The organism is Mesorhizobium sp. P160927 (assembly GCF_057766385.1).
In genome coordinates, this window is sequence record NZ_JBYMDW010000001.1 from 2,162,379 (window position 1) to 2,188,194 (window position 25,816).

The window sequence follows — 25,816 nt, forward strand, 5'->3', positions numbered from 1 at the left end:
AGAAGCGACGTCCGCGGCACCTGACCCTGGGGCAGCGCAAGTAAGCCGCGCTCGGCGGTCCGAGAGGCTCTGCCATTGTGGAGTGACCGGGGCCTCAAGTAACCCTGCACGGGGGCGGGAATCCTCGAAGATAGCGGGCGCCGGCTACGTGGCTCGACCCCACGTATTATTGGCAGAGATAGAGCTTAAAATTGGACGCCGATCGAGGGTCAGTTTTGGAAACGATGACGTAATTGCTGCCGTCGCTCCTTTGAACGAAGATTCGGCTGACGGCAAAAGCCGCCAACCATTGAGATCGAGGAGGCCACAGTGAAGCAATATGTCGGGCTGGATGTGTCGCAGAGGGAGACGAGCGTCTGTGTGGTCGACCATACTGGAAGACGGTGTTCCAGGGAAAGGCGAAGTCCGATCCGGGAGCACTGACCGAGTTACTCCGCAAACGTGCGCCTCAAGCCGAGCGCATCGGATTTGAGACGGGCGCCATGTCCAGCTGGCTATGGCACGAGCTGAAAAGGGTCGGGTTGCCGGTCGTCTGCCTTGATGCTCGGCATGCAAAGGCAGCGCTTTCAGTGCGAATGAACAAGAGTGATGAGAATGATGCCCGCGGACTGGCCGAACTGGTTCGCGTCGGCTGGTATCGAGAAGTGAAGGTCAAGAGCGCAGAGAGTCAGGCCACCCGGTCCATGCTCGTCGCCCGGTCGAGACTTGTCGAGATCCGTCGCGATCTCGAAAATCAGACACGGTCCATGCTGAAGGAATATGGGCTGCAGTTCAGTCGATCGATTGGGTCACAGTTCCGGCGAAAGGTTTGGGAACTGGTTGCTGACGGCGCAGGTTGTCTACTACAATCCTGGGGTGTCTGAGAGGGGCTCAACGAACTGCCAGCGTCATCGGTACGTCGAGGACCATCGGCGCAGTCATGCCCGTCAGGCGCAATGCGCCTGTAAAAGTAGTCGTTTTCCAGTGCCCGTGCGGGATCGGAGATCGGCACCGCATGCCCCGCTTTGCCCGTCCACGCAGGCGAGCCATCTTCGTCGATGCGCCGGTCTCGTCGATAAAGACCAACCGTTCGGGATCGAGATCAGGCTGGGCCTTGAACCAGGCGCGTCGCCGCGCGAGCACGTCGGGCCGATCCTGCTCGCTGGCGTGCGCTGTTTTTTTTGAAGGTCATCGAGTGACGGTCGAGAAAGCGCCAGATCGTGCTCGGCGCGAACACGACCGCATGCTCCGCCCTGAGAAATTCAGCCAACTCGACCAGTGTGATGTCGTCCTGACCTTCGATCACCGCTAGGATCGTATCCCGGTAGGCTTCGATCCGCTGGGAGCGCTTGTCTCCGCCTTGGGGCTTTGCCCGCGTCGCGCCGCTCTCTCGCCATTCGCGGACCCAGCGGACCGCGCTTGCCGCGGCAACACCGAAACGATCCGCCGCAGCCCGCCGCGACAGGCCACTCTCAACCGCTGCGATCACTCGCGAACGAAAATCCTCCGATATGGCTCTAACCATGCCTGCTGGCCTCCATACCCAGCCGACATGATGAATCAGATATTCTCCCCGATGGGAATCCCTCGCGATTCCATCAAGTCAGATTGTGCTCTAACCGACCTCGGCAACAAATCCGACGAGGTGGTCGAGGCGGCATACCGAGGGTCTGTCGAGATCACAAAGCGCGGCAAGCGCAAATTTGTGCTCCTGACCGCCGGGCAGTTCGATCGATGGCTGGCGGTGATCGATGCGCTACGGCACCGTCGTGGTTAGCTGGATCCGGTTTGCGCCCGCCACAAGCGTGCGTAAGCACCTTCAGTTGCCAGCAGATCAGCATGCCTCCCCTCCTCAATAAGCTGTCCCTTGTCGAAGACCACGATCTTGTCGGCCCTACGAATGGTGCTGAGTCGATGAGCGATGACGATTATGGTCTTACCGGCCCGACGAAGATCTTCAATGATTCGCAGGACAAACCCCTCGGCTATCGAGTCGAGAGAGGAGGTCGCTTCGTCGAGGATCAGGATCTCCGGATCCCGGTACAGAGCCCGAGCCAACGCAAGCTGCTGCTTCTCGCCGCCGGAGAGGCGTACACCATTCTCGCCCAAATAGGTCTGGAGACCGCCGGGCCAGCGCTCGATCAGCTCTCGTAGCCCTATTTGATCGCAGATGTGCAGTATCTTCTCGATGTCCGGCTCGAACTCGCCAAGGGCGATGTTCCCGATCACCGAGCCCGAGAACACATCGACCGATTGCGGCACAGCAGCGATAGCCTTGCGCACGGACACCGTTGAGAGATCCTGGAGGGCAAAGGGACCGATCCGGATGCGTCCGCCCTCAAGCGGGTAGACATTCTGCAGCAGCGCCGCAAGGGTGCTCTTGCCCGAGCCGCTTTCCCCCACCACGGCCGTCATCTCGCCCCGGCGGAAGATGACGCTGAGATCGTGGAAAAGCTCCGGCTGCGAACCATGGCGGAACGTGACGTTCTCCAGGCGAATATCACCAAGGTCGGACTTTGTGGCATCGATGCCGCCGCCGCTTGTCTCCTGCTCCAGGTCGAAGATCTCAAACAGGCGATCCGCTGCGATGAAGCCATCCTGAACGATCCGATTAGTCTGGATCAGATTGGCGACCGGCCGGATGACATAGCCGAGTAACGTATAACAGGACAGTAACTCGCCGGGCGTGACGGTTTGATCCAGGGCAAGCGTCGTTCCGAACCACATCAGCACGATGGTGAATAGGGTCGAGAGGAAAGTCGAGGCATTATCCCCGAAGATCGAGATGAGACCGGAACTGTAGACGGAGTGCAGCAGCTTGATGAAACGGATCTCCATCTTGAAGTTGGCGAAACTCTCCACGCCGGAGGTCTTGATTGTGGAGACAGCTCCGAGGGATTCCACCAGCTCCGCCTCCAGGTTTGCGGCATCCTCCATAATCGCGCGCTGGTGCTTCCTATTCAGCCGGTTGATGGTCCAATAGACCAAGAGATACAGCGGAATGGAGACCGCCACGACCAAGGCGATCTTCCACGAGTAGATGCACATCAGCCCGAACGAAAATAGAATCATTAGCACGTCAACGAATATGCTGATCGAGACGTCGTTCAGGAAGCTCCTGATCTTCACGGCGTCGTTCATCCGGGCGATGATTTCGCCCATGCGCATGCTGTCGAAGAACTTCTGGGGCAGGTTTAGGATGTGCTTGTAGTAGCCGAGGATCAAGTGGACATCGATCTTCTGCCCCGTTTGCAGGATAAGCCGGTTCCCGAGGAGATTGATCAGAATCTGCGCCACCAGGATCACCAGCATGACGAGGCTCATCAGGTTGAGCAGGTTGCGGTTGCCCGCTGTGATCACATGATCGACGATCTTCTGGACGTAGATTGCCGTCGAGAGCCCGAGTACCGTCGTCACGAGCGCCCCGGCGAGAGCCTGGGCCATCACCGCCTTTTGTGGCGCAAGCAGACGCGCGAACCGGGCAAGCGGCGTAATGGTCTCGTCGCGGCGCTTGAAGGTGGCTGCCGGAACCAGGAGCACCAGGACGCCAGTCCATTGCGTCTTGAATTCCTCGTGCGGCAGCTTGCGGATTTCGCCATAGGCTGGGTCCATGACGGTGACCCACCTCGCGTCGATCGCCTGGATGACGACGAAGTGGTGAAGGACCCCCTTGACGACGACGTGCGCGATAGCGGGCTTGGGGATCTTGTACAGGCTGTCGAAGCCACCCTTCACTCCCTTGGCGACAAAGCCCAGCTTCCGGGCCGCTTCCGTGAGGCCCAGTACGGTAGTGCCGGAGCGGTCGGTCGAGGCATACTGGCGGATGCGCGACAATGGCAGCTTGTGACCATAGAAGGCTGCGACAGAAGCAAGACTGGCCGCTCCACAATCGGTGATGTCGTGCTGCTTGAACTTGATAACCTTGCTCGACATGGCGGCTCGCTGGCTGTTTGGATAGGGAAGGATTAGTGGCCCGCCAGGAGGGGATTGAGCCAATCGTCGGCCTCATTGTAGAGGAGTTGCAGAAGAGTGCGTTCTGCCACGAGGAAGCGGGCCCGCACGGTCATGCCCTTCTTCAGATGACCGATGACCCCGTTCTTGAGTGCGAGATGGGTGCGAGAGAGTGCGCAGCGGACCTTGAAGACCGGGCTCATGTCGTGGAGGGTGAAGTCCTGCGCTACGCCGAGCACTGTCGCATCGATGAGACCCCATTGATTGTAGTTGAAGGCATCCACTTGGAGCCGCACCGACTGGCCCTCCCGCACGAAGCCGATGTCTTTGGGGGAGACGTAGATTTCCGCCACCAGTTCGTCGTCCGGCGAAACCCAAGCAACGGTTTGCCCGGCCTGGATGTAGCTGCCGGGGGTCAGGCCGGTGAATTGCTCGAGTGCGCCTGACACGGAGGCCCGAATGTGGGTGAGATCCCGTTCCTTCTCGAGCTGATGCACGGCGGCCGTGAGTTCCTTGAGGCGCAGGGTAAGGTCGAAGAGCTGCTGGTTCCATTCGGCGGATTTGCGCCGGGCAAGGATCTCCCCCTGAACCTCAATGTTCTGGAGGGCGAAAGCCTTCTCGTCAACGGCCTTTGCGGGCGTCGCAGCAGCGGAGAGCAGTCGCTTAGCGCGGTCGAGTTCCGCCGCGGCATTACTCCTGGCATATTGGTTCTCCCGCAGCAGGTTGAGAAAATGCGCCCGCTCCGCCTTGGCGGACTCGGTCAGGAGGAGGATCGGGTCCTTGGCCTTCGTGCCGGAGGAGATCAGGGTTTCGAGGTCACGGGCAAGATCACTCTTAGCGCGAATATCGCCTTTATACGCCCTGAGCTTTTCCTCAACCACCTCATCATCAAGGGCGAGAATCTCCTGCCCCTGGGCAACCAGATCGTTCTCAACGGCAAGGATACGGGAGATGCGTCCGGAGACGGGTGCGACCAGGGGCGTCTTCTCGACGGTGGGGCGAATGATACCGGCACTTTGGACCGAGATCGCTATGGTGATGAGTGGCAGCGACACCAACGTCGCAACCACAGAGAGCAAAATCAGCCGATAGATGATCAAAGATCGTCCTGATCGTCGGGAGAGAATGCTCTCTGCAGTGTAGCTGGCAATTTCAGGAGAAAGGGTATTTAGCTTGCACACTAATGTTCTAACCGTGTCTCTTCCAGTGCCTCGCCGCTACCAGTATAGTCGCAGCCACAACGCCAATTAACCCCGCCACCGCGAAAGCTATCGCCCCAAAAAAAGCCCACCCGCCCGAAATTGTGGATGCTTCTTCTGGAGCCAATTCAGTCACACCATAATCTGACAGATCGACCTTCATTGCTATCTCCTTTCCTAGAGATCAAATAAGATGAACCAGTCTGCCATTTAGCGGCTTTTGCCGCCGTACAACCAACATCAAGAGTCGTGCCAACTGCACAGGAAGCGACCCAGAAAACTGTTCTGGATGTTATTCAATGGCTTCACTGAGAGCGCGGCGGCACGCCAGCCAGACGTCACCGTGTCGCGGATTCGACAAACCCGACACTGGTAGGGGCCAGTGCGGGTAGGTGAGCTCTGCCTGCATGGAGGATATATTTCGGCCAAGCATTCTGCCGAGAGAACCGGCCTGTCAGGAACAGCATCTGGAACACGCTGAGCAGCTTGCGGCAGTGTGGTCTTGTGTAAGCGCCCGATTGTTACCGCGGAGATTTCGCTTTGATGCGTGCGATGATGTCTGGCTCTGAGACGAAGTCTTCGAGGAAATCGTTTCCAGTCATTGGTCGCATGGGCGCCCGTGCCGTCGTAAACGCTGATGAGACTGCCGTAGCACAGATTGTCGCCGTTACAGACGATCGCCTCCAGGAGTTCGGGGTCCTCTCCGAGCATTTTCGCGAAGTGATTGATTGTGTTTCGGCGTGGAATAAGGGGTCTGACGCACTCTCGATGATATTTTCTTTCAGGCAGCACCGATCAAACGTGCTTGGAGGAGGTCGGCCGTACATCTGCCGTTTTACAAGCTTGAGCTTGGTGATCTGTCCTTCCGTCTGCCCGTCTGCCCGTCTGCCCGTCTGCCCGTTGGACCATGGCTCGGTGATCGCGGCGCGGACGGCAGCACGGTCGCGAATGATGCCATTGGCGAAAGACGCAATGAGGCTTTTGCTGGCGTCGGCGATCCACGCCTCGAGCTCATGGGCGACTTTCTTGCGGATCATGGAATGGAAACCAGCGATCAGATTGCGTGCTTCCACCAGCATGGGCACACCCGCCTCGATGACAGCGATCATCATAGTGTCGGTTTTGTTCAGTTGATCGCGCGCCGTCGTCATTAACCGTGCGATCGTTCTGGCTGATGGCACCTTGTGGAGTTGCTGATCGGATGCCTGTTCGGCGCGTCGTCGTCGCCTTGCCCATTCGCTGACGACACCCAGACGTCCCCGAAAGCCCTTTGTCTTCAGCCGTCGCCAAAGCTCGCTTGCATTGTGGCAACCAGATTTCCATTGCCCTTCCAGCAAGGGCAGCCAGGCTTCGAGTGAACTCTGGCGGGCGCGGAAAATATCGGTCCGCTGGCCACGGACCACCTGACGGACCAGCTTACGGCTGTGGCCGGTGCGACGCACGATCTCCTTGATGGGGATGTCTTCGCTGGCAAGTTTCATGATTGCCGCATTTGTCTCCTCGCGCCGCAGATAGCCTTCGTGTTGCCGCTTCTCCGCGTAGGTGAGCAGATCGGGATTGACCGTCGTAGCGCCGATCGCAGTTTGGATTGTCCGCATCCCGGACGGCGTCGAGGAAAGCCGCACTCGCATTCTTCAGGAGATGCCAGCGGTCGGCGACCTGAACCGCTTCGGGCAACGCCTTCGCAGTCGCTTCACCGTAACCGCCGCCGCGGTCGCGCGAGACGGTTTCGATCTGAGGATGGTCGGCGAGCCAGGCCTCGACGGTGGCAACCTCACGATCAGGCAACAGTGTCACGATCCGCCGCCGCTCCAGATCACAGACGATCGTGCCGTAACGATGGCCGCGACGGAAGGCCCAATCATCAATGCCGACAACTTTGAGAGGATCTGTTTGCAAACAGGCCCGTCGCCGCACCACCCGCAGCAGCGTGTCATTATTGACCGGGACCATCAGCCGCTTCGCAAAACTGGCCGGCGGCCGGCCGCCGAGCGCCAGCCCAAGATGATGAACGATACACTCCAATCGCGAGGTCCGGCGGGATCGCTCGGCGACATGCCCTCAAGCTGTCGTCGGCGGCGAAGGGTGAAAACGTTGTGATCTCGATCCTGAAGGATGAAGGGCCACTGCTTGATACAATCGAGCCGGCGCCCGGCGTCGTTTGCACAAGTCCTGTTCAAACTTAGGGGACAGGAGGCCGCTGACCATTTGCGGCAGGAGAAATTGCAATGGCTCCAGTAGTACCGCCCGATCCGCAATCGGCCGCCGACTACGACGACCGCACCACCGCGGCCGTGAAATCGGTTCTACTGGAAATTGGTCAGATACTCGGCAGTTTCAAAGGGGCGGCGATAGCCTTGTCGGGGCAGCGAGGAGCCGTAGCCGATGATGAACGCACAGGAGAAGTCTGGCGTGAATGGGGCGATGATTGTCGAGCTTTGCTCTCGAGTCATTTCGTCAACCATCTTGCGTGACCGATTGGCGACCATCTCCTCGTCCCGACCTTATATTACCCGTCGCCTGTCGCCGCCAGCGCGCAGTGACTTGTCAAGGATGGAGGCCCGCAGACCCCATCGCGCGGCGACTTGTCCTTGACGGTCACGAGCACGGCGGCAGGTTTGCCGTGGTCGGGGAGCCCTTCCTTGGGCGGAAGCCGACGACAGTTTTCGGGGGAACTCGCCATGAGCCGGGTGCGCAGAGATCGTCCGACGCTCTTGTATTTGCTGGATCCCAGCCGGCTCCGCCTCCGACTGCCTCGGTAGCTCGGTATCCTGAGCGCGTCGGCGGCATCATGCCATTATCATCCTACGAATTGCATGCTCCATCGTCCTGGACGAGACCGGTTTGGCTAGCCAAAGGACGAAGGTCTGATTACCAGATGTGATCGGCATGGGGTCGCTTCCACCAACGACGATGATGGGCACCGTCATCAGGGTGGTACGTACGGCTTCGGGCTGTCCTGGCCCGAGGAAAGTCGCTTTATCCAAAATTAGGAGGTCGGCTGCCTTCCCGCTCTCGATCCAGTCGCAAAGACTCTCGAAGGTCGCGAAGCCGACCGGCTTATAACCCAGCGCGGCGATCTTATCCTTGTAGATCTCCAACGCTGCTGGATCGGGGTCAACGACTGCAATGATTTCTCCGTTGCCAAGTGATCCATCGCATGGGCCGAAAGCGCTATCAGCTCTGACCTGCTCCTCAGCGCAGGCCGGTAAGTAGAGATCGAAGCGTGTACCTCGGCCAACAGCCGAGGTGACGTCAAGGCATCCTGCGAGCGCGCTCACATGGCGGTCCACTGCAGCAAGACCCAGTCCGGTCCCGCCGACGCGAGAGCGCGTGGTAAAAAAGGGCTCAAAGATATGCGGAAGCACCGAACTTGCGATTCCTTGGCCATCGTCGCTGATGGAGAGGAGAACGTAATCTCCCGGTTTCAAGGTGCCCTTAGCCACGGGCTTCGTTTGACAGACGTGAGCGCGAGAAACGCTAATCTCGACACGGCCCTCATTCAAGAGAGCCTCCGACGCGTTCTTGCATAGATTCATAAGGATCTGCTGTATCTCGGTCGGGCTGCCCTCGATCACCGTTTGCCACTCGTTGATCTTGAAGTTCAACTCAACATCCGCACGAAGTGTAACCCGCAGCAATGGCGCGAGATCCATTACACTTTCCGAGACGTCGAAAGGCATCGTCACGCGCTTCCGATTTCGGCTTAGTGACAAAATTTGATCAATAATCAGTTTGGCTCGGTTGCTGGCTAAGATAATTTGGCCGATGTGGCCCCGAATTCTCGAGGGGCGGCGCACAAGACCTTTAGCCATCTCTGCGTAGCCGACTATTGCTCCTAGAACATTATTGAATTCATGTGTAACGCCGCTTGCGATTGTGCCGACAGCCGTCAGCCTTTCCGCATGCTCCCATCGACTCTCAAAAAGGTTACGTTCCGTGTGTACACGTTGCATTTCAAGATGGTTGCCTAAACGCACAGTAGCGCTCGCCAGAACCAGGAGGTCGTCTGTGGAGGGTGGTGAGCGATCTCCTTCAAAAACAAGGATACAAACCGCAGCCTGCTGATCGGAGGCCCTGCAACCAACAATTTGACAAACACCGGTAGTGCCTACGGCAGTCCGAACCACTTCCGACGCCGGAACGACGCGAAACACTGGCTGTTCCGGGTGTACAAGTGAGACGACTTCATGGATTAGCGTGGCGTTCCAGACGCGCATGCGCTTGTTCGCGACAAAGTACTCGGTATTCCTGCTGATACTCGGATCCACCAGAGCAAGCGCGCATTGATCCGCATCGAAAACGCATTGAATGAGTCTAAGCGCTGCTTCGGTGGAGAAGCGCCGCGAAGCCTTCGTTGCTTGACTGTCGATGAAACAAGCTTCGATCTCACTCATCGCCGCTTCAAGCTCTAACCGCCTTTCCAACCGGTTCGTCCGCACATGCAGCGTGGAGGCTCGAATGGTCGCAAACAAGCAGAGGCATATGGACACCAAGCCAAAGAAAAGTCGTGTACGCTGCGCTTGCGCGCTGGCGAAGCTGTAGGCTTTCAGATGTTCTCGCTCCAATTCAGCAGCCTTGGCGAACGTGTCGAAGGATGGGATCCGATTGACAGCGCGGTCCAACCTCAACATTGAGGACAGGATAGCGCGGCCCTCGCGGGCAACATCCTCCGTGACTTGGTCCTGGCTAGGAGGAAGTCGGCGGAGAGACTGATCGATTTGTAATGCGAGGCTGAATCCCGGTCTGGCCGAAAATTGAAGGATCAGATTGGAAAATTCAGGCCTGTTCGACACTCCCCCCCGAAGGCGATTAGCCGAGCGAGCAAAGCGTACGAGAGAGCTTTGCAGAAGCTCATTTTGCGCGGCCGAGGCCGAGATGGCAGCTTCTGTGTTTTCGAGGGAATTTTTGAGCTGTGCAACCAACCTGGAGTGCACCCCGGAGCTCTCATTGGGCGAAATCTCAACAAGGCGTTGGTAGTTTTGGAGGTTCCTTTTTAATGCTTCCCCGGTAGAAGCAACGGAACGGAAGTCCAATACCATGTCGGCGCGGGCGACGTCTCGCTGGAGCAATGCGTAGTTGATCTGAATCGTCCGCAGTTCGCTTAGGACCGCCTCGTTGATCTGGGGGTCTTGCCACTGTATCGCGACCAAGAGCGCAACCGAGGCCACTAGGGCCATTACAGAAGCTTTGTCGGTACTGAGCCATTTTTCCCAAACGAACGGCGTTTGATCCGCGGTGCGTGCCTTGCGAAGGTCCGATTTGAATTCTAGCTCCCCATCGCGTCGGTGTGCGGCCGGATGCTGCTGGAACAGGAAAGCCAAGTGTACCTCTCCCCTCAAATAGGCGGTGTAGACGCCGTTGCACTCTGCCCCGATGGCCCGCTGACCTTCCATTGATTCGCGGGCGTTTCGACCTCGACGGCGAGGCGGCAGCACAAGGCGGGCAACTGATCGCAGTTTTCGGAACTGGTCTTCCGAGAGATCATCGAAGGGGCATACAAGCGCACGCCTGCAGCAGCCGAGGATGATACCGGTCGGTCAAACGCAACTGGCGAGGGCCGGATCTGCTGTTGGCTGGCAGCTAACACTGGCGGGGCGGCGGCCTCAACTCCGGCGTGCCTAGAGCCGGCTGCTGCGAAAGCGTCCGACACGCTTCCCTTGGGGTCATCCCGTCCAGCGGGCATCCTTGGATCGCTGAAAAAAGACGAGGCGGCTTGATGATCCTGCCCTCGCTGAAGCACCTCGCGAAACCCCTTTTCCAGTCGCAGAAGCTCCTCTGGACCGGTAGGCGGCTCGTCAGCTCGACCATCGAACAGCGGCCGGAGCGCCTCGGACACGTGCTGCTCAAAGCCCACTCGCCGGGCCTGGACCGCTTGCCCGTCTTCCAAGCCGGCGTCCTGCACCTGCGACAAAGCTGTTACACGGGATGGATTACTATTTCGCGGGTTCATACTAGCCTCACATCAAACTGTATCGTCAAAGTCCTGCGCCAATTCACACAGCGGGTCATCGAGTTGAGATTCTGCGGAGAGCGCCTCCTCTGCTCCCGTCAAGGGCGCCGGCTCCGGGAGGGCGCCTGTCTGGCTTTCAAAGATGCGTTTCAGAATGCGATCCGAAAAATATCGCACCTTCCTCAATTTTAATGGTGGCAGACCTTTGATGAGAACAATCTCGTAGTCGTCATCGAGCAGCCGAACCTGTTCGGGATGCAATAGAGGTGCACCTTGATGTGAATTCTGAATGTTCCAATCGAACGTTCGCGCCTGGCTGTAGGAAATCGATTGGGCTTGAAATGTGAATCCACCGATAGCTTTGGAAATGTAGTTCGGAGTCTCGTCATCTACCTCGATGTTCCTAGAAGCGCGCCGGCAGCCCGGGCGGGGGGCTTGGGGTTAGACTGCCAGCGCACGCCACTCATAAAGAGCGGCCTCTTTTCGCGGTTCGGACACCCATAGTCAACCCGGCAACGTCTGGATGCCCGCTGTGCTTTTTGCAGAGCGGCGATGCCGGGCATATCGGCCGATCCTGTCTAGGATGGTGTGGCCACTCTCGTCGGCCGAGTTGATGCTCCAGCCAGTATCGCCTTGCCGACCAGCATGAGTTCGCCGTTAGCAATCCATCGTTGCGAGCCGAGACCGAGGTAAAAAGCGCGTGTTGTCGACTATGTAGCTGACGCTCCCGCTGACGCAGGGTTCCCGCCATTGCCTCGAGGACTACCTCGAAATGAAATACCTCTGCACGGGCGGCATCTGAAGCATGGGCTTGCAGGGCTCGCAGACCGGTAAACCAGCGAGCCATCTCCAAACATGTGAATTGTGGATTGCTCCTAGACGGGAGCTGAGGGGCGGCTCCGCAAGCCTTACGACGCTCTTTGCGAGCCGTAGCTGCCGAGCTGGCAAAAGGCCGGGCTACGTCGCGCCAGCGCAATCGGCGCGCAGAAAATTAGGCCTACCCGCTCCGGGACCGCGGACCTCGTCAGCTTCTCGTAAGTATGCCCGAGTAGGTTGCTCAGCTGATCTGTGGACGTGAGGCTAGCGTGAACCGGCACAAATTTGACCTATCCAATGTAACAGGTTGGCGGCAGGTGCAGCCCCCGGCATCTCAAGAGCAAGCGGCACAGGCCGGGCAAGAGGGCTTTGAGCAGCGCTCGGGCGAGGCGCGCCAAGCCGCTGCCCAAATTCCCGCCCCCGGCGTTCCGGCTCTGCCAGACCCGTTCCATCCTCATCCGTCTCAGGGAGACCTGAGCCTCATCGAAGGCGCGGCCCCATGGGAAGCGCAGCCCATGATGCAAGGGAGCGGACAAGAACACGCCGCGGCGCCGTACGCCGGAGGCAGTGGGTCGATGCTAGGTGCCTCGGTGCTGCAGCCGGGTCACTCAACGGCGCGCCATCATCATGCGCCGGATTCGTCAGTGGGTGATCTGAATCCTTCCGCACCGTTCGAGTTGCGTGACCATGCTCGTTCCGCCGTGCCGGCGGCGGTGCAGCCAGATCCTCCAATAGTGGTCTCCGACGGTCGCGGCTGCAAGCGTCCTCTTTATTCCAACGATGCGACCGTTGTCGAAGGGCTGAGGTCACTCTACGCGGGTAAGGCCAAGGAGGACACGGTCAAGCGCCATGTAAATTCTCTTTACGGCTTTGGTCGTTGGCTCTTTAAAAATAACAAGCCGGGATTTGCTGCTCGGCTTCACGAGGAGTCGCTGGATGAAGATCTCAAGGAGTACGAGAGCAGTGGTGGCTCCTCGACTGTGGCTGTGGCACTGCGTCGTCTCAGAGAGTCGGCGGGCGGAGTGCCAATGGTGGGCCGCGCTGTCCTGAATCCCGACCCTGCCGACGCCGTGCTCATCAAAGAGTACAAAGCGGCTCTCATCAAAGAGTACAAGGGAGCGCCTGCGACCGGGCCGAATCGCCAAACCATTCACGACTATGGAGCTACTCTTAGACGTTTCAGTGAATACCTGGTTGAAAACAACAAGCCGGGGATTGCGGCTCGGCTTCACGAGGAGTCGCTGGATGAAGATGCCAAGCGCTATAAGGCCTCCAGTGGTGACCGGAGGATCATTGCACTAGCTCAACTCCGGAAGTTCCTGCCGTCCGCCGCACTCGGGCGCGAAATTGCCCTTGCTGCTCGTCCGGAAGACGCACTCGGCATGGAGGCTCGTGCCATTGGGGACGCCGCTGCGCAGCACAGCGGGCCGCAGAAGGCATTGGGTCGGCCAGAGAAGCTCCCTGGGGAAGCTAATGAAGACGCCGCTGTTCTGCCATCGTCTTTCGTACCAACTGGGCACCATCACCAAGCCTCGGATCCCGCAGAGTCCTTTCGTCCCCTGATCTGGCGCGACGGCGACCAGCGCGCGCCGGACGAGCGGATCGCTGCACAGGACAGGAGCAACCTGCTACCAAGCGAGGAGGTGCCACTGAGGCCACCGGAATTCGCTCCTCCCAGCTTGCGGGCGGGGAATTCCGCCTCGCCAGAGCTCTTTCCTGAGGGGATGTCCCCCGCGGTCGAAGGGTTTTTTGGTGTTTTCGGCGACCCCAGCGGGCGGGTGCTCGGCGCATTGCAATTGCTAGGCGACGAACATATCCACAGGGATTACCAGCTCCTGGAGCAGGAGTTGCAGGGGAACAATCCAGAACTCGCCGCCCGGACGCGGTTCGTGGATCCCCTCGTAGCCAATTATCATCTGCGCTTGGGCTCCGAGAGCGACAAGCTAAGCGCATTCCAGCGCATCGTCCATAATCAGAACGGTAACGACACAGCCGACTTCCTGTTCGTGCCAGTGAGCGATGGCGGTAAGACTCTTGCGGAGCGCGGCAAACATTGGTCGCTGCTGTTCGTTGATCGCAGCGACCGGGAACGGCCGGTTGCCTATCATTATGACTCCGTCAGCGGATGGCATGACAAGCTTGCAAAACACCTCGCAGAAAGGCTGGGCGCCAGCCTGGAGACCCGCGTGGACTTACCCCGCATCGCCCAGCAGAGCAACGAGTGGGATTGCGGAGTCTACGTGGTGGACGGCACGCGGGCGCTGGTTGGGCGATTGCAAAGATGGCAGCCAGACCTGCCAGACCTGAACCTCAACAACCTCGTCGTCAATCGGCAGGCACTACAAACCCGACTCATGGGTGACGATACATCTGGAACGGCAAATTATCTCACGAACTTTGAACTCATGGACCGACAGGCGCGAGACGCGGTTAAGGAAAGCCCCGTTGGGACGTTTCACCAGCGGATCAAGCGGCTCGGCCAGTCAGCGCGAGCGTTGCACGACAGAGCCCTGGCTCCAGTCGCGCCGGACCAAGGCAACCCAGACTCGGTGTTCGTACGGGACGTTGTTCCCGGGGAAACACGCCATCATCATGCGCCGGATTCGTCAGTGGTTGATCTGAATCCCCCCGCACCGTTCGAGTTGCGTGACCATGCTCGTTCTATGCCGGCGGCGGTGCAGCCAGATCCTCCAGTAGTGGTCTCCGGTCGCGACAAGCGTCCTCTTTATTCCAACGATGCGACCGTTGTCGAAGGGCTGCGGTCAGCACTCTATGCCGGTAAGGTCGGGGAGCGCACGGTCACGGACCATGTAAATTCTCTTCTCGGCTTTGGTCGTTGGCTCTTTGATAATAACAAGCCGGGATTTGCTACTCGGCTTGACGATCCGTTGCTGGATCAGGATCTCAAGGAGTACCAGCGCGAGAGTGGCTCCTCGAACGTGGCTAGAGCACTGGGTCGTCTCAAAGAGTCGGCGGGCGGAGCGCCAATGGTGGGCCGCGCTGCCCTGAATCCCGACCCTGCCGACGCCGTGCTCATCAAAGAGTACAAAGCGGCTCTCATCAAAGAGTACAAGGGAGCGCCTGCGACCGGGCCGAATCCCAAAACCACTCAGGACTATGCGGCTACTCTTAGACGTTTCAGTCAATACCTGCATGAAAACAACAGGCCGGGGATTGCGGCTCGGCTTTACGAGGGGTCGCTGGATGAAGATGCCAGGCGTTATTTGGACTCCAGTGGTAACCGGTGGATCAGTGCACTAGCTCATCTCCGGAAGTTCCCGCCGTACGCCGCACTCGGGCGCGAAATTGCCCTTGCTGCTCGTCCGGAAGACGCAGTCGGCATGGAGGCTCGTGCCATTGGGGACGCCGCTGCGCAGCACAGCGGGCCGCAGAAGGCATTGGGTCGGCCAGAGAAGCCCCCTGGGAAAGCTAAGCAGCTGAGCGAGATCGGCAATTCAGGCGCTCGCGTGCTGATGCAGGCCCCCACCCATCAAGTGGGTGCATTGGCATGGGAGGCGCAGCCCATGATGCTGGGGGACGAGCACCTGGCACCGCATACCGGAGGCAGTGGGTCGATGCTGGGTGCCTCGGTGCTGCAGCCGGGTCACTCAACGGCGCGCGATTCGTCAGTGGTTGATCTGAATCCCCCCGCACCGTTCGAGTTGCGTGACCATGCTCGTTCTGTGCCGGCGGCGCCTGCCGGGCCAGCGTTCGCCAGGGCTGAGGAGACGCCCTCCGCGGTTGGCGAGGCCGCGGAGGCCGCAAGGTGGGCTCGGTTGCAAAAGCAAATGGACGAACCAGTGCATGATCCCGGCCCTCAAGTGGATACATCGCCATGGGAGGCGCAACTCATGGTGCAAGGGAGCGGACAAGAACACGCCGCGGCGCCCGACGCCGGAGGCAGTGGGTCGATGCTGGGGGCCTCGGTGCTGCAGCCGGATCACTCAACGGCGCGCCATCATCATGCGCCGGATTCGTCAGTGGTTGATCTGAATCCCCCCTCACCGTCCGAGTTGCGTGACCCTGCTCGTTCTGTGCCGCCGGCGCCTGCCGGGCCAGCGTTCGCCAGGGCTGAGGAGACGTCCTCCGCGGTTGGCGAGGCCGCGGTGGCCGAAAGGTGGGCTCGGTTGCAAAAGCAGAAGGTCGACGCTGATTTGTCGGGATATTTCGACTCGATTCCGCACGCGGACCTTCTACGATCGCCATGGGAGGCGCAACTCATGACGCAAGGGAGCGGACAAGAACACGCCGCGGCGCCCTACGCCGGAGGCAGTGGGTCGATGCTGGGTGCCTCGGTGCTGCAGCCGGGTCACTCAACGGCGCGCGATTCGTCAGTGGTTGATCTGAATCCCCCCGCACCGTTCGAGTTGCGTGACCATGCTCGTTCTGTGCCGGCGGCGCCTGCCGGGCCAGCGTTCGCCAGGGCTGAGGAGACGCCCTCCGCGGTTGGCGAGGCCGCGGTGGCCGAAAGGTGGGCTCGGTTGCAAAAGCAAATGGACGAACCAGTGCATGATCCCGGCCCTCAAGTGGATACATCGCCATGGGAGGCGCAACTCATGGTGCAAGGGAGCGGACAAGAACACGCCGCGGCGCCCTACGCCGGAGACAGTGGGTCGAGGCTAGGTGCCTCGGTGCTGCAGCCGGGTCACTCAACGGCGCGCCATCATGATGCGCCGGATTCGTCAGTGGTTGATCTGAATCCCCCCGCACCGTCCGAGTTGCGTGACCCTGCTCGTTCTGTGCCGCCGGCGGTGCAGCCAGATCCTCCAATAGGGGTCTCCGGTCGCGACAAGGGTCCTCTCTATTCCAACGATGCGACCATTGTCGAAGGGCTGAGGTCAGCATTGGAGAGCACGGTCAAGCGCCATGTAAATTCTCTTCTCGGCTTTGGTCGTTGGCTCTTTGATAATAACAGGCCGGGATTTGCTGCTCGGCTTCACGAGGAGTCGCTGGATCCGGATCTCAAGGAGTACGAGAGCAAGAGTGGCTCCTCGGACGTGGCTAGAGCAGTGGGTCATCTCAAGACGTGGGCGGGCGGAGCGCCAGTGCTGGACCGCGCCGCTGTCCTGAATAATCCCGACCCTGCCGACGCCGCGCTCATCAGAGATTACACAGCGGCTCCCATCAAAGAGTACAAGGCAGCGCCGACCGGGCCGAATCCCGCTACCATTCAGACCTATGGATCTGCTCCTAGACGTTTCAGTGAATACCTGGTTGAAAACAAAAAGCCGGGGATTGCGGCTCGGCTTCACGAGGGGTCGCTGGATGAAGATGCCAAGCGCTATAACAACTCCGGTGGGATCAGTGCACTAGCTCATCTCCGGAAGTCCGAACTCGGGCGCGAGCTCCCTGGGAAAGCTAATGAAGACGACGCTGTTCTGCCATTGCCTTTCGTGCCAACTGGGCCCCATCACCAAGCCTCGGATCCCGCAGGGTCCTTTCGTCCCCTGATCTGGCGCGACGGCGACCAGCGCGCGCCGGACGAGCGGATCGCAGCACAGGACAGGAGCAACCAGCTACCAAGCGAGGAGGTCCTCATCAACCGTGAGCATGATACAGCGGAGTTGAGACCAGCGAAGAGGCAAAGGACCCCGAACAGTCGTCTGCAGGACGTTGCCACTGAGCCGCAGCTGAGCGAGATCGGCAATTCAGGCGCTCGCGTGCTGATGCAGGCCCCCACCCATCAAGTGGGTGCATTGCCATGGGAAGCGCAGCCCATGATGCAAGGGAGCGGACAAGAACACGCCGCGGCGCCGTACGCCGGAGGCAGTGGGTCGATGCTGGGTGCCTCGGTGCTGCAGCCGGGTCACTCAACGGCGCGCCATCATCATGCGCCGGATTCGTCAGTGGTTGATCTGAATCCCCCCGCACCGTCCGAGTTGCGTGACCATGCTCGTTCTGTGCCGGCGGCGGTGCAGCCAGATCCTCCAATAGGGGTCTCCGGTCGCGACAAGGGTCCCCTCTATTCCAACGATGCGACCGTTGTCGAAGGGCTGAGGTCAGCTTACGCGGGTAAGGTCAAGGAGAGCACGGTCAAGCGCCATGTAAATTCTCTTCTCGGCTTTGGTCGTTGGCTCTTTGACAATAACAGGCCGGGATTTGCTGCTCGGCTTGACGAATCGTCGCTGGATCAGGATCGCAAGGAGTACGAGAGCAGGGGTGGCCCCTCGGAGTACGAGAGCAGGGGTGGCCCCTCGATCGTGGCTAGAGCACTGGGTCGTCTCAAGACGTTGGCGGGCGGAGCGCCAGTGGTCGACCGCCCTGTCCGGAATCCCTACCCTGCCGACGCCGCGCTCATCAGAGATTACACAGCGGCTCTCATCAAAGAGTACAAAGAAGCGCCTGCGACCGGGCCGAATCGCGGTACCATTCAGGTCTATGGATCTACTCTTATACGTTTCAGTGAATACCTGCATGAAAACAAAAAGCCGGGGATTGCGGATCGGCTTCACGAGGGGTCGCTGGATGAAGATGCCAAGCGCTATGTGAACTCCGGTGGTAACCGGAGGATCAGTGCACTAGCTCATCTCCGGAAGTTCGCACCCGGGCGCGAAATTGCCCTTGCTGCTCGTCCGGAAGACGCAGTCGGCATGGAGGCTCGTGCCATTGGGGACGCCGCTGCGCAGCGCAGCGGGCCGCAGGAGGCATTGGGTCGGCCAGAGAGGCCCCCTGGGAAAGCTAAAGACGGGCGGGTGCTCGGCGCATTGGAATGGCTAGGCGACGAACATATCCAGAGGGATTACCAACTCCTGGAGCAGGAGTTGCAGGGGAACAATCCAGATCTCGCCGCCCGGACGCGGTTCGTGGATCCCCTCGTAGCCAATTATCATCTGCGCTTGGGCTCCAAGAGCGTCATGCTAAGCGCATTCCAGCGCATCGTCCATAAGAACGGCAACGACACAGCCGACTTCCTGTTCGTGCCAGTGAGCGATGCCGGTACGACTCGTGAGGAGCGCGGCAAACATTGGTCGCTGCTGTTCGTTGATCGCAGCGACCGGGAACGGCCGGTTGCCTATCATTATGACTCCTACAACGGATGGCATGACCCGCTTGCAAAAGAGCTCGCAGAAAATCTGGGCGCCAGCCTGGAGACCCGCGTGGGCGTATCCCGCATCGCCCAGCAGAGCAACGTGGTGGATTGCGGAGTCTACGTGGTGGACGGCACGCGGGCGCTGGTTGGGCGATTGCAATCGCAGCCAGATGACCTGAACCTCAACAACCTCGTCGTCAATCGGCAGGCACTACAAACCCGCCTCAGGGGTGACGATACATTCGGAACGGCAAATAATCTCACGAACTTTGAACTCATGGACCGACAGGCCCGAGACGCGGTTAAGGAAAGCCCCGTTGGGACGTTTCACCAGCAGATCAAGCGGCTCGGCCAGTCAGCGCCAGACGTTGCTCCCGGGGACCCATTTAAATTTCAAAGTCTTGAGAGCAAGGGGGACGCCGCTGCGCAGCACAGCGGGCCGCAGGAGGAATACAGTTGGCCAGAGTATCTCCCCCCTGGGAAAGCTAATGAAGACGACGCTGTACTGGCATCGTCTTTCGTGCCAACTGGGCCCCATCACCAAGCCTCGGATCCCGCAGGGTCCTTTCGTCCCCTGAGCTGGCGCGACGGCGACCAGCGCGCGCCGGACGAGCGGATCGCAGCACAGGACAGGAGCAACCAGCTACCAAGCGAGGAGGTCCTCATCAACCGTGAGCATGATACAGCGGAGTTGAGACCAGCGAAGAGGCAAAGGACCCCGAACAGTCGTCTGCAGGACGTTGCCACTGAGCCGCAGCTGAGCGAGATCGGCAATTCAGGCGCTCGCGTGCTGATGCAGGCCCCCACCCATCAAGTGGGTGCATTGCCATGGGAAGCGCAGCCCATGATGCAAGGGAGCGGACAAGAACACGCCGCGGCGCCGTACGCCGGAGGCAGTGGGTCGATGCTGGGTGCCTCGGTGCTGCAGCCGGGTCACTCAACGGCGCGCCATCATCATGCGCCGGATTCGTCAGTGGTTGATCTGAATCCCCCCGCACCGTCCGAGTTGCGTGACCATGCTCGTTCTGTGCCGGCGGCGGTGCAGCCAGATCGCCCAAAAGTGGTCTCCGGTCCCGACAAGGGTCCTCTTTATTCCAACGATGCGACCCTTGTCGAAGGGCTGAGGTCAGCACTCTATGCCGGTAAGGTCGGGGAGATCACGGTCAAGCGCCATGTAGATATTCTTTTCGGCTTTGGTCATTGGCTCGTTGAAAATAACAAGCCGGGGATTGCGGATCGGCTTCACGAGGAGTCGCTGGATCGGGATCGCAAGGAGTACGAGATCTGGGGTGGCGGCCCCTCGGCCGTGGCTGGGTCACTGGGTCGTCTCAAGACGTGGGCGGGCGGAGCGCCAGTGGTGGGCCGCCCGGCCCTGAATCCCCACCCTGCCGACGCCGTGCTCATCAGAGAGTACACAGCGGCTCTCATCAAAGCGTACGAGGCAGCGCCGACCGGGCCGAAACCCCGTACCGTTGAGGTCTATGGGTCTGCTCTTAGACGTTTCAGTCAATGCCTGGTTGAAAACAAAAAGCCGGGGATTGCGGATCGGCTTCACGAGCGGTCGCTGGATGAAGATGCCAAGCGCTATATGAAAACCGCTGAAATCAGTGCACTAACTCATGTCCGGAAGTTCGCACTCGGGCGCGAAATTGCCCTTGCTGCTCGTCCGGAAGACGCAGTCGGCATGGAGGCTCGTGCCATTGGGGACGCCGCTGCGCAGACCGCGGCACAAGCTCATGGCCACGCAGGAGAGCAGGGACCCATCTCTCGAGCTCAACAAGTCGCGCCAGCGCCGTTTGAACGGCACTTGGGCAAGAAGCGCGAGGCCCAGGACGGACTGACGAGTACACTTGACAGGAGCAACCTCGTGAACAGCGGGGGCGTCATCATAAACAATGAACATTCCACAGCGCTGTTGAGACCGGCGAAGAGGCAGAGGACTGATAATCCGCAAAGCCGCGCCATGGGGCGGCAACTGAGCGAAGCAACCACGACGTCCATCAGCCAAGCCTCCGATCAAGCCCGAGCGGACCTAGTGGCTTCCTTCAGAAGCAGGGAGCGCTCCGACGCGGGGCGTTGAGCTCCATGGCTGGGGTCAAGCAGAACAGCTCTCTTGACGACAGAGGCGCTGATGCGATCTCCGGACCGGTAGCTCTCGCCGTAATTGATCAGGCTGGTACTGTTGGAAGGCTTGATCAGCCTCGTCACCCCAATCTCCAGCATAGCTCACTGTCACGCGGCCAACGTGCCTCCGTAGCTAACATCTACGTCAGCGTTGAAGAAGTAGCCTGCGCCACGGGATGTTTTGACCAGGCGAGGGTTGGCCGCATCAGCCTCCAGCTTTCGGCGCAAGCGCATGATTAGGACATCGATACTTCGATCGTACACCTCTTCTCCACGCACACGGCTCGCGAGCAAAAGCCGTTCTCTGGATAGCACGTTGCGGGGGTTCTCCAGAAATGCGATCAAGAGATTGAACTCACATGCGGTAAGCTTGACCTCGCCACGCTCCGCACAGATCAGTCGCCGCTGCTTCACGCTGAGCTTCCAGGCCCCAAAGCGAAATGAGCGCTGCTCTCTGGTTCGCGGACTAGAAATGCGCTGGCGTAGCGCTACTCGAATGCGGGCCAAGAATTCGCGCATCCCGAAAGGCTTGGGAATGAAATCGGTTGCGCCGAGCTCCAGTGCAACCACTTTTTCCGCCTCATCAAGCCGGTCGCCGCTGATCACTATGATAGGAACATCCGATTTTGTCGCCAGATTGCGGACGATCGCAAGTCCATCCTCCCGGCCTAGGTTAAGGTCAACAACCACGAGATCGACTGGCTCACGTGAAAGAACATAGTCAAACTGCTTGCTATCGTGGACTGCGGTTACCTTCAGGGCATGCATCGTGAGATACTCGGCGATGAGGCGCCGCATTGCGGCATCATCGTCAATGACAAGAACATGTTTCAACGGCACACCTCGTTTTGGGGGTTGGGCCCCGATCAGGGTTGCATTACCTGAATCTGCAATCAAAAGGCATGTATTAGTGATGACATTACTTGAAATTGAACAACTGGTTCTCAAAACCCTCAACGCTCTAGTTGCCGAAAAAGTAGAGGTCTCGATGACAACCAGAATGCGGGATCTCGGCCTCGACAGCCTCGACTATAACGAGCTTGCTACGGCGATCGAGAGCCGACTTGGCTGGTTTGTCGACGATTACAAGCTCTGGCAATACGAGTCCGTAAGGCATGTCGCCGACGCCGTCGCCAGTCAGGAGTTGCGCACCGCGGAACCACCAGCAGTGCGGCAAGTGCTGGAGTAGTGCTGTAGGCACAGGTTACGGTGAGGGCAGCTTGGGCGGCGGTAGCTATGGCCATTGCTCCGCTGTGGTTTGTATCCGTGACTGGTGTGTTTGAGAACTGTTGGGTCAGCCCGGTCCATGTCGCAGTGCCGATGCCCCCTTGGTGGCGTTGCCCGCAATTGCGATCGCTGCGCCCAGGGCACCAATGCTGACGGTCGTTGTCAGGCCACCCGTTGAATTGTTGTCAGAGGCAACAGTGCCCACCACACCATCCCAATCGGTGGTCGTATAGACCGACATGTAGTCACGGAACACGCTCTCACTATACGTGGTCACGATCGTTGCCGTCGTACCGGTTGGCACGAGGGCTGACCACACTGACAGATAGACCACACCAGAATTGAAGATGCTTTCCACCTGAGCGAGAAGGGTGGCAGCCACACCCCCAATCGTCATACTGTTGACGGTCACTGCACTTTCGGTGTCAGTGGTCTCAGTTGTCACGATGACACGACGATTAGCGTGTGGCGCGACAAGAAGCGGAATGCTGGTGTGGGTGTAAACGGTCGTGGCAGTCGAGTCTTCGTGAGTGCCATTGAAGACCAGATCTATCGGGAACATTTTCTCCCAGACGCCCGAGCTGCGCACATAGACCTGTCGAGCCTTGGTCCAGAGGCTTGAGATTTTCACCCAGACGGCGCTGGCCGCCCCCCAGACCCCGGAGGCTTTGACGTAAAGGGCCATTACGGCTGCACCCAGAAATCACCGTCCACGCCGCCAGAAGGGGCAGCGGCCGAGATCGTGACGCTGCGATTTGCCATCGTGCCGACGCCGAGAAGCGCCTTGGTCTGGGCAATGGACTGCGGTCGACGATAATTGTCCCCGGTGCCGTCACTCGACACGCGACCGACGAAGCTCGTCACAGCGTCGGCACCTGTGGCGTAGGTCGAGCGGTACAAACGCGTCGTGATATCACCAGCGCCATCGCGCTGAGGCGATGAACGTGTATGGCGAGAGCAGAACGTTTGGGGCGGGGCGGGACGAAGAGGTTGCGGAGGGCTGACAAGGTCGAGACGAAGCGTTGCAGGCCTCTCGGCGATCGGACCCCTGCATCATCCGCTCCCGTTTTCGCGGCGGCACATGGGAATTCTCCGCTCCGTTGTTCAACCCCTTGTGCGACCGGTGCTTGACGTCCGGCATCACCTGTCGCTTTGCCGCTCCATACGAGCGCAGCTAGTCGGTGATCATGCGCTTCGGCGCGAGCCCCTGCTTCTTCAACAGCCGCGTCAGCAAGCGCTTGGCGGCCTTGGTGTTGCGGCGGTTTTGCACGATTTCGTCCAGCACATATCCATCCTGGTCGACGGTGCGCCACAACCAAAGCTTTTTGCCGGGCGATGGTGACGACCACTTCGTTCAGGTACCAGACGTCATTCCGGCACGGCGGCTTGCGGCGCAAGCAGCGAGCGCAGTCCAGCCCGAACTTGATGCCCCACCGGCGACTTGTCTCATACGAAACCACGATGCCGCGTTCCAGCAGCATTTCCTCAACCAGGCGCAGGCTCAGCGGAAACCGGAAATAAAGCCAGACCGCGTGGGCGATAATAGGCGGCGGAAATCGGGGGGCGTGTAGCTGACGGCGGGCGTATTCATGCCCCCCGGCGTCCATGTCGCAAATCTTGACGATTGCTTTGTGTGTCAAGCCCGCCGCAGGTCTCAACGCGTTCAATGCAGACATTGTGAAAATCGCCCTATTCCGCCTTTTTTTACCGCCCCTTAAGTCCCCCGCTCGCATGCTTGTCGATGCCATTGAACTCATAGCCATCGGCCAAGGATTTTGGAAAATATGTTTCCGCTCGCAGCAGAAAACGTGAGAGTCGCTGTAGGCCTAACGTTAAGGGGAGAGAGCGGTTTGATTGGACGAAATGGGTACCGGAGTACCGAGTCATGAAGCCACGAGGTAATCTGGTCCGACTGAAGCAATTTCAGGTGAATGAGAAGCGGCGACAGTTGCACCAGCTAGACATCATGATTGCCGATTTCGAACGCATGGCGCGAGAACTGGACTTCCAGTTAAACGCCGAGGAAACGAAGGCCGGCATCTCCGATGTCAATCATTTCGCTTATCCGACGTTCGCCAAGGCCGCTCGCCTACGTCGTGACAACGTCAAGAATTCGCAATCGGACCTTCTGCGGCAGAGAACCGCAGCCGAGCCATGCCTCGCCGAGGCTGAAGCAGAGCTCTCCAAGGCGCAAATGCTAGAATCGCGCAGCGGCAGAGGCCACGACCTCGAACCCGGCAACCGAAGCGCCATGATCGGCTGAGCCGGATGGCTTCAGCGCGCCTCATTCGCGACACCCGACTGGCCGTTGGCGCGCGAGAGGCGTGCGGGCACTGTAAAGATATCAGCGTATTGATGCAGCGATAGCTGGTCGGGACGGCTGTCATGCTGCGGCGACATACGCGATTTTGTTCCAGATTTGCATGGCGGCGTTACGCAGGTATTGGGGGAAAGTGGAACTGGTTGGCACTCGGATCATCGGTGGAAACGAACCGCTGCCGGCGGATCGGCGCCTGGCGGCAACGCCTGGCGCTTTCGGCGGCGGCGGTAACGGCAAAGCAGGCTGGCCGGTCGAGGATGAAGCGGCACCTGCGCGATGCCGTTCTGCTCACGGCCGGGAGACGGGGTCGGCCCCGCCGGCCGGATGCTGCTCGCTTGGCGCGGCATCGTAAAGTCAACCGACAGCTTATGAAGATGTGCGTACATTGGGCCATGTCAGAAGTTGCTCGTGATCCGCTCTATGGTCGCCACCGCTTTCCCGCCGAGATCATTGCGCACGCGGTATGGCTCTACTTTCGCTTTCCGCTCAGCCTGCGCATGGTTGAGGACATGCTGGCGGCCCGCGGCATCATCGTCACGCATCAGACCGTTCGAAGCTGCGCGGAGAAATTCGGACGGCATTCCGCCCAGGAGATCAATATCAGCCGGCTGCCTGGGCGATAAATGGCATCTCGACGAATGTGTCGTGGCTATCAGTGGCAAGAAGCAGTGGCTCCGGCGTGCCGTCGATCAGGACGGCTTCGTCCTCGAAGTGCTGGTACAAAGCCGCCGAAATGCCAAGGCGGCAAAGCGTCTGATGCGCAAGTTGCTGAAAGCTCAAGGGCGGACACCACGGATCATGATCACCGACAAGCTCCGATCCTATGATGCCGCCATGCGCGACCTCATGCCCGGCGTCGAACACCGGTCGCACACAGGCCTGAATAATCGAGCGGAAAATTCGCACCAGCCGACCCGACGACGCGAAAGGATCATGAAACGCTTCAAGTCGGCACGCCAGCTTCAGCGGTTCGTTTCCATCCATGATCCGATTGCCGACCTGCTCACTTTCCCTGCAATGCGCTGTCATCGGCTCAACATCGAGACCTGCGTAACGCCCCATGCAAATCTGGAACAAAATCGCGTGTGTCGCCACAGCGTGACAGCCGTCCCGGCCAGCTATCGCTGCATCAAGCCGCTGAAACTTACAGTGCCGGGCGCGCTGCTACCTGAATTTCCTTACCGCTCAATCAATGTGACAGCACCGATTCTTCTCAA

At 59.5% G+C, this 25,816-nt stretch carries 12 protein-coding genes and 9 pseudogenes; 8 read left to right on the plus strand and 13 right to left on the minus strand.

All coding sequences use genetic code 11. From position 1 onward, the window contains the following. Positions 1 to 309 precede the first annotated feature (309 nt). Positions 310 to 827: pseudogene (locus tag AC3CB8_RS10565) on the plus strand (IS110 family transposase); the annotation flags it as partial. Positions 828 to 888: 61 nt separating this feature from the next. Here the strand turns inward: AC3CB8_RS10565 and AC3CB8_RS10570 are convergent. Then, positions 889 to 1,168: pseudogene (locus AC3CB8_RS10570) on the minus strand (IS630 family transposase); the annotation flags it as partial. Between the two features lie 198 nt (positions 1,169 to 1,366). After that, positions 1,367 to 1,504, minus strand: a pseudogene (locus AC3CB8_RS10575) (IS630 family transposase); the annotation flags it as partial. Positions 1,505 to 1,531: 27 nt separating this feature from the next. Here AC3CB8_RS10575 and AC3CB8_RS10580 point away from each other — a divergent pair. Continuing rightward, positions 1,532 to 1,756, plus strand: coding sequence for a type II toxin-antitoxin system prevent-host-death family antitoxin (locus AC3CB8_RS10580; RefSeq protein ID WP_488377304.1), 225 nt, complete (start codon positions 1,532 to 1,534; stop codon positions 1,754 to 1,756). Here the strand turns inward: AC3CB8_RS10580 and AC3CB8_RS10585 are convergent. From AC3CB8_RS10585 to AC3CB8_RS10605, 5 genes and pseudogenes are all read right to left on the minus strand, one after another. Then, complete coding sequence (locus AC3CB8_RS10585; protein ID WP_352727358.1) at positions 1,753 to 3,912, minus strand: peptidase domain-containing ABC transporter; 2,160 nt, start codon at positions 3,910 to 3,912, stop codon at positions 1,753 to 1,755. The two genes, AC3CB8_RS10580 and AC3CB8_RS10585, sit on opposite strands and share 4 nt — an antisense overlap. 32 nt (positions 3,913 to 3,944) lie before the next feature. After that, on the minus strand, positions 3,945 to 5,030 hold the full coding sequence (locus tag AC3CB8_RS10590) for an HlyD family secretion protein (protein WP_352727360.1): 1,086 nt from the start codon (positions 5,028 to 5,030) through the stop codon (positions 3,945 to 3,947). Positions 5,031 to 5,118: 88 nt separating this feature from the next. Next, positions 5,119 to 5,292 (minus strand): hypothetical protein, encoded by a 174-nt coding sequence (locus AC3CB8_RS10595; protein WP_156940073.1) that lies wholly within the window; start codon positions 5,290 to 5,292, stop codon positions 5,119 to 5,121. A gap of 358 nt (positions 5,293 to 5,650) precedes the next feature. After that, positions 5,651 to 5,840 (minus strand): annotated as a pseudogene (locus AC3CB8_RS10600) (hypothetical protein). Positions 5,841 to 5,910: 70 nt separating this feature from the next. Continuing rightward, positions 5,911 to 7,181: pseudogene (locus tag AC3CB8_RS10605) on the minus strand (ISL3 family transposase); the annotation flags it as partial. 176 nt (positions 7,182 to 7,357) lie between these two features. Between AC3CB8_RS10605 and AC3CB8_RS10610 the strand changes: the two are divergent. Then, the gene (locus tag AC3CB8_RS10610) at positions 7,358 to 7,603 is read left to right on the plus strand and encodes a hypothetical protein (protein ID WP_084567634.1); all 246 of its coding nucleotides are present in this window, start codon (positions 7,358 to 7,360) and stop codon (positions 7,601 to 7,603) included. Positions 7,604 to 7,918: 315 nt separating this feature from the next. Here the strand turns inward: AC3CB8_RS10610 and AC3CB8_RS10615 are convergent, their stop codons facing one another. Both AC3CB8_RS10615 and AC3CB8_RS10620 read right to left on the minus strand, forming a co-directional pair. Then, positions 7,919 to 10,453 carry a two-component system VirA-like sensor kinase gene (locus AC3CB8_RS10615; protein ID WP_352727362.1) on the minus strand — a complete coding sequence of 845 codons (2,535 nt, stop codon included), beginning with the start codon at positions 10,451 to 10,453 and terminating at the stop codon, positions 7,919 to 7,921. 641 nt (positions 10,454 to 11,094) lie between these two features. Then, positions 11,095 to 11,472 (minus strand): annotated as a pseudogene (locus AC3CB8_RS10620) (type IV secretory system conjugative DNA transfer family protein); the annotation flags it as partial. Positions 11,473 to 12,413: 941 nt separating this feature from the next. On the opposite strand from AC3CB8_RS10620, the gene AC3CB8_RS10625 reads away from it, so the two are divergent. Then, positions 12,414 to 21,008: a Ulp1 family isopeptidase gene (locus tag AC3CB8_RS10625; RefSeq protein WP_488377305.1), complete on the plus strand. Its 8,595-nt coding sequence runs from the start codon at positions 12,414 to 12,416 to the stop codon at positions 21,006 to 21,008. 152 nt (positions 21,009 to 21,160) lie between these two features. On the opposite strand, the gene virG is transcribed toward AC3CB8_RS10625, so the two are convergent. Continuing rightward, positions 21,161 to 21,886 (minus strand): two-component system response regulator VirG, encoded by a 726-nt coding sequence (gene virG, locus AC3CB8_RS10630; RefSeq protein ID WP_023685159.1) that lies wholly within the window; start codon positions 21,884 to 21,886, stop codon positions 21,161 to 21,163. A 79-nt stretch (positions 21,887 to 21,965) separates the two neighbouring features. On the opposite strand from virG, the gene AC3CB8_RS10635 reads away from it, so the two are divergent. Beyond that, the gene (locus tag AC3CB8_RS10635; RefSeq protein ID WP_023679571.1) at positions 21,966 to 22,241 is read left to right on the plus strand and encodes an acyl carrier protein; all 276 of its coding nucleotides are present in this window, start codon (positions 21,966 to 21,968) and stop codon (positions 22,239 to 22,241) included. A gap of 105 nt (positions 22,242 to 22,346) precedes the next feature. Here AC3CB8_RS10635 and AC3CB8_RS10640 read toward each other — a convergent pair whose 3' ends face one another. The 3 genes and pseudogenes from AC3CB8_RS10640 to AC3CB8_RS10650 all read right to left on the minus strand — a co-directional run bounded on the left by AC3CB8_RS10640 (position 22,347) and on the right by AC3CB8_RS10650 (position 23,870). Continuing rightward, positions 22,347 to 22,964, minus strand: coding sequence for a hypothetical protein (locus AC3CB8_RS10640; protein WP_023737119.1), 618 nt, complete (start codon positions 22,962 to 22,964; stop codon positions 22,347 to 22,349). Beyond that, a complete protein-coding gene (locus AC3CB8_RS10645; protein WP_031194388.1) occupies positions 22,964 to 23,143 on the minus strand; it encodes a hypothetical protein in 180 nt (59 codons plus the stop codon). The genes AC3CB8_RS10640 and AC3CB8_RS10645 overlap by 1 nt, the downstream gene beginning before the upstream one ends. After that, positions 23,140 to 23,870, minus strand: a pseudogene (locus AC3CB8_RS10650) (IS6 family transposase). The gene AC3CB8_RS10645 and the pseudogene AC3CB8_RS10650 overlap by 4 nt, the downstream one beginning before the upstream one ends. 294 nt (positions 23,871 to 24,164) lie before the next feature. Between AC3CB8_RS10650 and AC3CB8_RS10655 the strand changes: the two are divergent. The 3 genes and pseudogenes from AC3CB8_RS10655 to AC3CB8_RS10665 all read left to right on the plus strand — a co-directional run bounded on the left by AC3CB8_RS10655 (position 24,165) and on the right by AC3CB8_RS10665 (position 25,701). Next, positions 24,165 to 24,542, plus strand: a complete 378-nt coding sequence (locus AC3CB8_RS10655; RefSeq protein WP_023679574.1) for a hypothetical protein — start codon at positions 24,165 to 24,167, stop codon at positions 24,540 to 24,542. A 122-nt stretch (positions 24,543 to 24,664) separates the two neighbouring features. Continuing rightward, positions 24,665 to 24,916: pseudogene (locus tag AC3CB8_RS10660) on the plus strand (DUF1403 family protein); the annotation flags it as partial. 75 nt (positions 24,917 to 24,991) lie between these two features. Beyond that, positions 24,992 to 25,701: pseudogene (locus tag AC3CB8_RS10665) on the plus strand (IS6 family transposase). Positions 25,702 to 25,816 lie beyond the last annotated feature (115 nt).

Coding starts and splice junctions, on each gene's coding strand:
- AC3CB8_RS10610 (WP_084567634.1), top strand. CDS start 7,358: ATGGCTCCAGTAGTACCGCCCGATCCGCAATCGGCCGCCGACTACGAC.
- AC3CB8_RS10635 (WP_023679571.1), top strand. CDS start 21,966: ATGACATTACTTGAAATTGAACAACTGGTTCTCAAAACCCTCAACGCT.
- AC3CB8_RS10625 (WP_488377305.1), top strand. CDS start 12,414: ATGATGCAAGGGAGCGGACAAGAACACGCCGCGGCGCCGTACGCCGGA.
- AC3CB8_RS10655 (WP_023679574.1), top strand. CDS start 24,165: ATGAAGCCACGAGGTAATCTGGTCCGACTGAAGCAATTTCAGGTGAAT.
- AC3CB8_RS10595 (WP_156940073.1), bottom strand. CDS start 5,292: ATGAAGGTCGATCTGTCAGATTATGGTGTGACTGAATTGGCTCCAGAA.
- AC3CB8_RS10580 (WP_488377304.1), top strand. CDS start 1,532: ATGATGAATCAGATATTCTCCCCGATGGGAATCCCTCGCGATTCCATC.
- AC3CB8_RS10585 (WP_352727358.1), bottom strand. CDS start 3,912: ATGTCGAGCAAGGTTATCAAGTTCAAGCAGCACGACATCACCGATTGT.
- AC3CB8_RS10640 (WP_023737119.1), bottom strand. CDS start 22,964: ATGGCCCTTTACGTCAAAGCCTCCGGGGTCTGGGGGGCGGCCAGCGCC.